The following is a 7,006-nucleotide window of genomic DNA, read 5'->3' as shown; positions in this document are numbered from 1 at the left end:
GGGTGACGGCGATCTTGAGGATGTCGGGGCGGCGGCTGGTGCGCGGGGAGCGGCCGAGGAGGTCGGGGACCGGCCGCGTCCGGGTCAGTGCGTGTCCGCCTCCCGTACCCGCAGGGCGCGGGCCAGGTCGTCGAGCTGGTCGGCGAGCTTGCGGCGCAGGGCGGGGATCGGTTCGGCGTCGCTCAGGCACTCCTGGCCGAGGCGCAGGTTGTCGGCGTCGACGGCGTGGACGGGAAAGGCCCAGCGGCCGGCGGCGTCGGCGATGGCGGGGCCTCGGCGGGCCGCGACGGCGACCGCCTCGGCGTAGTAGCGCGGTACGTAGTCCCGCACCAGTTCGGCCTGTTCGGGCTGCCAGAAGCCCTGGGCGGTGGCGGTGAACAGGTAGTTGGAGAGGTCGTCGGTGGCGAACATGGCTTCCCAGGCACGGCTCTTGGCCTCGGCATCGGGCAGCGCGGCGCGGCAGCGGGCGGCGCCCTCCTGTCCGGTGGCGCTCGGATCGCGTTCGAGTTCGGCGGCGATGGCGGCCTCGTCGGTGGCGCCGAGGACGGCGAGGCGGGTGAGGATGCGCCAGCGCAGCTCGGGGTCGAGTTCGGGGCCGCCGGGGACGGTGCCGTCGGCGAGCCAGGCGGCGACGGTGTCGGGGTGGGCGGCGGTGGCGATGCGGTGGCGTACGGCGATGAGGCGCAGCCCGGGGTGGTCGCCGTCCTCGGTGCGGCGGATGAGGTCGCGGCACAGGTCGGTGAGGGTGGCCAGGGCGGCGGGCCGCCGCTCGGGGGTGACGTAGCGGTCGGCGACCTGGGCGGCGGCGAAGGCGAGGACGCCGTCGACGAGTGCGAGGTCGGTCTCGTACGGGAGGTGGGTGCGGGCGATGTCCAGGTAGGCGCCGGCGGGGAGTTCGCCGTCGCGGACGGCGTCCCGCAGGGCGTTCCAGACGACGGCACGGGTGAGCGGGTCGGGCAGTCCGGACAGGCCGGTGCGCAGGGTCTCGAACGACTCGTCGTCGAAGCGGATCTTGGCGTAGCTCAGGTCGCCGTCGTTGAGGACGACCAGGGCGGGGCGCTTGCCGATGGGCCGGGGTTCGGCCTGGGGCACGTCGAGGTCGAGGCGTTCGCGCAGGGTGAGCCGGCCCTCGTCGGTGAGGTCCTGGTCGTAGAGGCCGACGGCGATGCGGTGGGGCCGGGTGCCGGTGCGGTCGGCGGTGAGCGCGCGGCCGCCGTTGTCTCCGGTGACGCGCGGGGCGAGGGTGTCGACGCCGGTGGTGCGCAGCCAGGCGTCGGCCCAGGCGTGGACGTCGCGGTCGGTGGCGGCGGCGAGGGAGTCGATGAAGTCGGCGAGGGTGGCGTTGGCGAACTTGTGCCGGTCGAAGTGGATGTTGATGCCGGCGAGGAAGTCCTTCTCGCCGAGCCAGGCGACGAGCTGCCGCAGGGCGGAGGCGCCCTTGGCGTAGGAGATGCCGTCGAAGTTGAGGAGGGCGGAGGCGGTGTCCTCGACGTTCTCGGGGGCGACGGGGTGGGTGGTGGGGCGCTGGTCGGCGTCGTATCCCCAGGGCTTGCGGGTGACGCCGAAGTCGGTCCAGGTCTCGGTGAAGCGGGTGGCCTCGGCGGTGGTCTGGTAGCCCATGTACTCGGCGAAGGACTCGTTCAGCCAGATGTCGTCCCACCACCTCAGGGTGACGAGGTCGCCGAACCACATGTGGGCCATCTCGTGGGCGATGACCATGGCGCGGGTCTGCCGCTGGGTGTCGGTGACGGCGGACCGGAAGACGAACTCGTCGCGGAAGGTGACCAGCCCCGGGTTCTCCATGGCGCCGGCGTTGAACTCGGGGACGAACGCCTGGTCGTAGGAGTCGAAGGGGTAGGGCTCGGTGAACTTCTCGTGGTAGCGGTCGAAGCAACCGCGGGTGACCTCGAACAGTTCGTCGGCGTCGGCGTCCAGGTGGGGGGCGAGCGAGCGGCGGCAGTGGATGCCGAAGGGCAGACCGCGGTGCTCGGTGCGCACGGAGTGCCAGGGTCCGGCGGCGACGGCGACGAGGTAGGTGGAGATGGGTGGTGTGGTGGCGGCCTTCCAGTGGCCTTCGCCGGTGTGCTCGGTGACGCCGTTGGACAGGACGGTCCAGCCCTGGGGCGCCGTGACGGTCAGGTCGAAGACGGCTTTGAGGTCGGGCTGGTCGAAGGCGGCGAAGACGCGCTGGACGTCGTCCAGGAACAGCTGTGTGTAGACGTAGGTCTCGCCGTCGGCGGGGTCGGTGAAGCGGTGCATGCCCTCACCGGTGCTGGAGTAGCGCATGGCCGCCTCGACGCGCAGCTCGTGCTCACCGGGTGTGAGGTTCTTCAGCGCCAGCCGGTTCTCGTCCAGGGTCGCCGGGTCGAGGGGGTGTCCGTCCAGGGTGGCGGTGCGCAGCTCGGCGGGCTTGACCTCGACGAAGGTGTCCGTGGCGTCCGTGTCGCCGCGGACGGTGAACCGGATGACGGTACGGGAGTCGAAGGTCTCGTCCCCACGGGTCAGATCGAGGTCGATCGCGTAGTGGTGGACGTCGAGGAGCCGGGCACGGGTCTGCGCTTCGTCGCGCGTCAGTACGGACATGCACGACATGCTGCCTGATGCCGTCGGCAGCGCACAGAGGCGGATCGGTACGCGGGTTATGTCCGTTCCGTACTAGGGCCTGTCTGACAATTCGCGTCGTCGCCCGGAGGGCGGCCTCGCGGCGTCAGGTGCGTGCTCTCGGCGTGCCGGGCGCAGAGCCTCGTACTGGATGTACTTGGCTTTGCGCCCGGTGCGGCGAGAGTGCGTGCATGGCGTCGCGAGGCAGGCGGGAATTGTCAGACAGGCCCTCGGCCCCCGCGCCCCCCGGCGTGCGCCCCCGTGGGCGAGGGGCGCGGTGACTCGCGGGACTCAGCCGGAGGCCGTAGCCGTGCCGTTGACGCTTTCGTCGCCGTTTTCGTTGCCGCTGCCGTTGCCGTTGCTCTCCGCGATGCGCTCGTGGTGGTGGATCACCTCGGCGATGATGAAGTTCAGGAACTTCTCGGCGAACGCCGGGTCCAGCTTGGCGCTCTCGGCGAGGGCCCGCAGCCGGGCGATCTGCTTCGCCTCACGCGCCGGGTCGGCGGGCGGCAGCTGGTGCCGGGCTTTGAGGTGGCCGACCTGCTGGGTGCACTTGAAGCGCTCGGCGAGCATGTGGACGACGGACGCGTCGATGTTGTCGATGCTGTCCCGCAGCCGGGCCAGCTCCTCGCGGACGGCGGGGTCGACGGCACCGGTACCGGTGTGGCTGGTGGTCATGGTGGCCAACCCTACGGGCGGATCCCGGGCCATCGCAGTCCGTCTCAGGCCCCGAGAACTCCGCCGGTGCCACCGGCCCGCATCAGCCGGCTCCCCCAGTGAGGGTTCGGTCCGCGCGCCGGGGCGCGGGGCGAACGGTTTGTGCCGGGCGCCACGGGTGACGGTGCGGCGCTGCTCGTACGGCGGTCCTCCTCGTACGGCGGTCCTCCTCGTACAGTGGGAGAAGGGTTCAGGCGTCTTGGGGGTTCAGGCGTGGCGAACGGCGGACCGGTCGAGCACGGTTACCCGCACCTGGAGACGGTGCGGGCCGCCGTCACCGCGCTCTACAAACGGCTGTCCTACGACACCGTGCAGACGTTCTCGGCCAGCGTGGCCCCGGCCGACGTGGCGTTCTGCGACACCGACGACCTGTACCTGGGCACCCAGCGGGTGGCCTACGAGCTGGTGCGTCACTACCGTCTCCCCGACGCCCGGATGATCGTCTCCTTCCGGGAGATGACGCACGCGGCGAGTGTCGAGCTCGCGGCGGGTCCCGAGTACTTCATCGAGCTGAACGACCGCTTCCGCACCCATCGCCGGGACATCGGCGCGGCCCTCGCGCACGAGGTGATGCACGTGTATCTGCACCGCCTCGACCTGTCCTTCCCCGGCACCCGGGACAACGAGATCCTCACCGACACCGCGACTACGTACCTGGGCGCCGGCTGGCTGCTGCTGGACGCCTACCGGGAGGACTCGGCGTCGTCGCAGAAGCTCGGGTATCTGACGCCGGAGGAGTTCGGCTACGTCCTGGCCAAGCGGGCGCTGGTCTTCGGTGAGGACCCGTCGCTGTGGTTCACCAGTCCGCAGGCCTACACGGCGTACGTCAAGGGCATGGCCAGGGCCCGCCGGGACGAGCAGCAGCCGCCGCTCACCGCGGCCGGCTGGGCGGGCCGCCGCCGCTACGCCCGGGACCGCCGCCACGCGCAGGACCCGCACGCCGTCCCCGTCCTTCCGGCGGAGGGCCCGTACTCCTTCACCCCGGGCGGGCGCGAGCCCCTGCGGGTGTCGTTCCCCTGCCCGACCTGTCACCAGCGGATCAGGGTGCCGGTGCGGGGGCGGGTACGGGCGCGGTGCGGGCTGTGCCGGACGGTGCTGGAGTGCGACACGTAGACCGGCACATGGACCGGCACACAAGCCAGCACACGGGCCGGGTGAACGGTGCTTCAATGCGCGCATGACGGAGACGATCAGGGAGCCCTGGGGGCTCAGTGTGTTCGGTGCGGGCAGTGTGCGGGTCGAGCCGCAGCTGGTACGGGTGAAGCTGGCGGTGGACGTGCTGGAGCCCTCGCCGGACCGGGCCTTCCAGGAGGCGGGTACGGCCGTGACACGGCTGCGCGACGTACTGCGCCGGCACGGGATACCGGACACGTCGGTCTCGGGCTCGCGGCTCACGCTCAGCTCGGAGTACGACGGCTACGGCGGTGAGCGGACGTTCGCCGGCTACCGCTGCCAGGCCTCGTACTCCGTGGAGACCGGGGCGCTGGACGACCTCCAGCAGCTGATCGTGGACGCGGTCGACGCGGGCGCGCACCGGATCGACAGCGTCGAGTTCGACGTGCACGACAAGCCGGCGATGCGTGACGAGGCCCGCCGCAGGGCCGTGGCCGCCGCGCGGCGCAAGGCCGAGGTGTACACGGAGGCGGCGGGCGTACGGCTGGGTCCCGTGGTGCACATCCAGGACGTGGACGCCGAGTCCTTCGTCCAGTACCGCGGTCACGGCGGCGGGGGCGGCAGCTCGGCCGGGGACCTGGCGCCGGGGATGGTGGAGGTGTCGGCGGGCGTGGTGCTGGGGTACGCCCTGACGCGCTGACACCGGCTCCTGATCCTGATCCTGTTCCTGTTCCTGTTCCTGCCGGCCTGTCTCAGGCGGGCCGTACGATGCCCTGCGCGCGAGCGGCCACCAGCCACTTGGGGAACTCGCCCACCAGACGGTCGTACAGCTCGGCGTCGGTCACCTTCCGCGGGTCGCGGCCCGCGTGGAAGAACCCGGCGTTGTCGACGACCCGTTTCTCCGGCACCGCCAGTTCGTCGAGCTTGCGCAGATACTCGAACTGGCGGCTGCCCGGGTCGCCGAAGCCGACGAACTGCCAGAACAGCGGCAGCGGCGCCGCCTTGCACAGGTACCGCTCCGCGGCGAGCCGGTTGATCGGGCCGCCGTCGGTCTGGAAGACGACCAGGGCGGGGTGGCGGGCGCCGCTGTCGAGGTAGTGGTCGATGACGGCGTCCATGGCCAGGTGGTAGCCGGTCTTGCCCATGTGCCCGAGGCCGGCCACGATCCGTTCGATCCGGCCCTGGTGGTCGGCGAGCGCGATCTCGGTGACGGCGTCGACGTCCGTGGAGAAGAACACCACCGGCACGGTGCCGTCGTCGTCGAGGTGCGCGGACAGCCCGAGCACCCGGTCGGCGAGCGCCTGCACGCTGCCGTCCTTGTAGTAGGGCTTCATGGAGCCGGAGTAGTCGACGACGAGGTAGACCGCCGCCCGCGTTCCCTCCAGCCCGTGCTTGGTCAGCGACACCCCGGCGCTCTTGTACAGGTCGACGAGCGCCGGAGCGGTCTCCCGCACCTTGGTGAGACTGATCGCGGCCATGCGGACTCCCCCGTCACCCCTGGGACTTACGGCATCTGGCTGCCGAGGTTACGGCACGGCACACCCCGCCTCTCAGCCCATCCACAGGCATTCGCTATTTTGTTCGCCGCCGTCCCCACCGGCTCACCGTCCGCCCGTCCCGAGGAGCCGGCCGTGGATTCCGAGTCCACCGTCACCACCTGCTACCGCCATCCCGCGGTGGAGTGCCACGTCCGCTGCACCCGCTGCGAGCGCCACATCTGCCCCGACTGCATGCGCGAGGCGTCCGTGGGCCACCACTGCCCCGAGTGTGTGAAGGAGGGGGCACGGTCGGTCCGGCAGGCCCGGACGATCGCCGGCGGCCGGGTGTCGACGACGCCCGTGGTGACGTACGTCCTGTTCGGACTCACCGTCCTCGCGTATCTGGCGGAGGTGATGCGGCCGGAGATCGTCGACCGGTTCGCCATGGTCGGCGCGCGGCTGGTCGGCCCGGACGGCGGCTACTACGCCGACGATGGCCCCCATCTCGTCCTCGGGCCGCTTCGGATGGAGGGTGTCGCCGGAGGCGAGTGGGAGCGGATGCTCACCGGTGCCTTCCTCCACGTCTCGCCGTTCGACGGGACGTTCGGGATCCTGCACATCACGATGAACATGATCGCGTTGTGGCAGCTCGGGCGGGTGGTGGAGCTGATGCTCGGCCGGATCCGGTTCGCCGTCCTGTATCTGCTGTCGGCGCTCGGTGGTTCCGTCCTGCAGCTGGTGCTCGCCGACCCCTGGCAGTCCTCGGTCGGCGCGTCGGGCGCGGTCTTCGGCGTGGCGGCCGCGTACTACGTCCTGCACCGCCGGCTGGGCGCGGACATGGCCTCGGTCAACCGTTTCATGGCGTTGCTGCTGCTGTGGCTGGTGGTGTCCGCCGGGCTCACCTCCTGGCAGGGCCATCTCGGCGGCCTGCTGGCGGGCGGCGCGCTCGCCGTCGCGTACGCGTACGCTCCCCGGGACGGACGGTGGGTGGCGGTGCAGGCGGGTGCCTGTGCGGGGCTGGTGGTGCTGCTGGCGGTGACGGCGGCGGTCAAGGTGTCGGAGCTGACAGGCGGAGGTCTTCCCCTATGAGAGGTATT

General features: G+C 71.4%; 6 protein-coding genes. 3 read left to right on the top strand and 3 right to left on the bottom strand.

Annotated features, from left to right (window positions below; genetic code table 11):
• Positions 1-84: 84 nt before the first annotated feature.
• On the bottom strand, positions 85-2,583 hold the full coding sequence (pepN, locus tag ACFCZF_RS14870; protein ID WP_376671980.1) for an aminopeptidase N: 2,499 nt from the start codon (positions 2,581-2,583) through the stop codon (positions 85-87).
• Between the two features lie 309 nt (positions 2,584-2,892).
• Positions 2,893-3,279 carry a chorismate mutase gene (locus tag ACFCZF_RS14865; protein WP_376671979.1) on the bottom strand — a complete coding sequence of 129 codons (387 nt, stop codon included), beginning with the start codon at positions 3,277-3,279 and terminating at the stop codon, positions 2,893-2,895.
• 252 nt (positions 3,280-3,531) lie between these two features.
• On the opposite strand from ACFCZF_RS14865, the gene ACFCZF_RS14860 reads away from it, so the two are divergent.
• Together ACFCZF_RS14860 and ACFCZF_RS14855 are read left to right on the top strand one after the other, a co-directional pair.
• Positions 3,532-4,431 (top strand): hypothetical protein, encoded by a 900-nt coding sequence (locus ACFCZF_RS14860; RefSeq protein ID WP_376671978.1) that lies wholly within the window; start codon positions 3,532-3,534, stop codon positions 4,429-4,431.
• A 64-nt stretch (positions 4,432-4,495) separates the two neighbouring features.
• On the top strand, positions 4,496-5,131 hold the full coding sequence (locus ACFCZF_RS14855) for an SIMPL domain-containing protein (RefSeq protein WP_376671977.1): 636 nt from the start codon (positions 4,496-4,498) through the stop codon (positions 5,129-5,131).
• Positions 5,132-5,183: 52 nt separating this feature from the next.
• Here ACFCZF_RS14855 and ACFCZF_RS14850 read toward each other — a convergent pair whose 3' ends face one another.
• Positions 5,184-5,909 carry a VWA domain-containing protein gene (locus ACFCZF_RS14850; protein ID WP_375906036.1) on the bottom strand — a complete coding sequence of 242 codons (726 nt, stop codon included), beginning with the start codon at positions 5,907-5,909 and terminating at the stop codon, positions 5,184-5,186.
• Positions 5,910-6,062: 153 nt separating this feature from the next.
• Here ACFCZF_RS14850 and ACFCZF_RS14845 point away from each other — a divergent pair, with 153 nt between their 5' ends.
• Positions 6,063-6,998, top strand: a complete 936-nt coding sequence (locus tag ACFCZF_RS14845) for a rhomboid family intramembrane serine protease (protein WP_376671976.1) — start codon at positions 6,063-6,065, stop codon at positions 6,996-6,998.
• Positions 6,999-7,006: the final 8 nt, after the last annotated feature.

This window comes from Streptomyces sp. NPDC056296 (assembly GCF_042268605.1).
In the GTDB taxonomy this organism is placed as follows: Bacteria; Actinomycetota; Actinomycetes; order Streptomycetales; family Streptomycetaceae; genus Streptomyces.
This window is presented reverse-complemented; position numbering and strand designations above follow the sequence as displayed.